Source organism: Rhodoferax ferrireducens (assembly GCF_003347515.1).
Classification (GTDB): Bacteria; Pseudomonadota; Gammaproteobacteria; order Burkholderiales; family Burkholderiaceae_C; genus Rhodoferax.
In genome coordinates, this window is the sequence record NZ_QEII01000219.1 from 1 (window position 1) to 1,246 (window position 1,246).

At 61.6% G+C, this 1,246-nt stretch carries 1 protein-coding gene and 1 pseudogene; both read right to left on the bottom strand.

The window, feature by feature from the left end; genetic code table 11:
• Nucleotides 1-160: 160 nt before the first annotated feature.
• Nucleotides 161-967: a transporter substrate-binding domain-containing protein gene (locus C5P05_RS03300; protein WP_114968443.1), complete on the bottom strand. Its 807-nt coding sequence runs from the start codon at nt 965-967 to the stop codon at nt 161-163.
• A 67-nt stretch (nt 968-1,034) separates the two neighbouring features.
• Nucleotides 1,035-1,246 (bottom strand): annotated as a pseudogene (locus tag C5P05_RS03305) (amino acid ABC transporter permease); the annotation flags it as partial.

A 1,246-nucleotide genomic window follows, 5' to 3' on the forward strand; every position in this document is an offset into this window, starting at 1 on the left:
CGCACGTTCAGGTTGATGTCGGTCAGCACCTGGAACTTGCCGAACCATTTGTCCAGCGCTTCGATGCGGATGATGGGTTCGGCGCCAGCGGCGTCAGGGGTGGGGGATGGCATTGTGTCTGTCATTGGGAAGCACCGTTATCAGCGAGATTGCGCCGGGTTTATTGCAGCATCGGCAGGTCGGTTTCCAGCCATTTGCGGTACAACTTGTTGAGCTCGCCGTTGGCGGTGTTGCGGGCCACGAAGTTGTCCACCGTGGCGAGCAGCTCGGCCTGGCCGGGGCGCATGGCCACGGCCATGACCGTCTGACGCAATAAGAACTTAACTTCGAAAGAGCCGGGTGTTACCCGTTTGTCGATCCCTGCCGCTACGGTGGTTGCGCATCCAATGGCATCGACCTGACCCGACATCAGGGCCTGCATGGCCGAGGCGTCGTCGTCAAAGCGGCGAATCTCGGTGCCCTCGGGGGCCATGGCGGTCAAAGACAAGTCCTGGGTGCTGGCGCGGGCCACACCGACGCGTTTGCCCTTGAGGTCGGCCGGTGTCTTGATGCTTACCTTTTTATCGCCGTACAGCACGATGCCTGCAGCGGAATAAGGCTTGGAGAACTGCACCTGCTTGGCGCGTTCCGGCGTCACCGCGAGCGAGGCCACCAGCAGATCGACCTTGTTGGTCAGCAGGAATGGAATGCGGTTGGGGCCGGTCACCGGCACCAGATTGACCTTGACGCCCAGGTCCTTGGCCATCAGGCGCGCCACGTCGGCGTCATAGCCGTCCGGCTGGTTGCTGCTGTTCATGGTGCCGTAGGGCGGAAAGTCCACCAGCATGCCGATGGTCAATTCGCCTTTTTTCTTGATGTCGGCGCTGGTCTGCGCGCTGGCGATCGGCGCCCAGCTGGACAGGGTAGCGGCCAGGCCCAGCGCCAGGGCGGCGCCGGTGAAGGTGCGACGTTGCAGATGCTTGATCATGGTGAAGTCTCCGGTAGGGGTGGTGAGAAATGACGGGGTGAAAAAAGGGATGCGAAATTGAAGCGACTCAACGCGCCAGCGCGGCCGCTTGCCGGCGTTCCATGCGGGCGGCCAGCAAGGACAAGGGCCAGCACAGCACAAAATAGATCGCGGCCACCGCGCTGAATACCATCAGCGGCTGAAAGGTGGCGTTGTTGATGATTTGCCCGGAGCGCGTGATTTCGACAAACCCGATGATGGCGGCCAGCGAGGTGCCTTTGATGATCTGCACCATGTAGC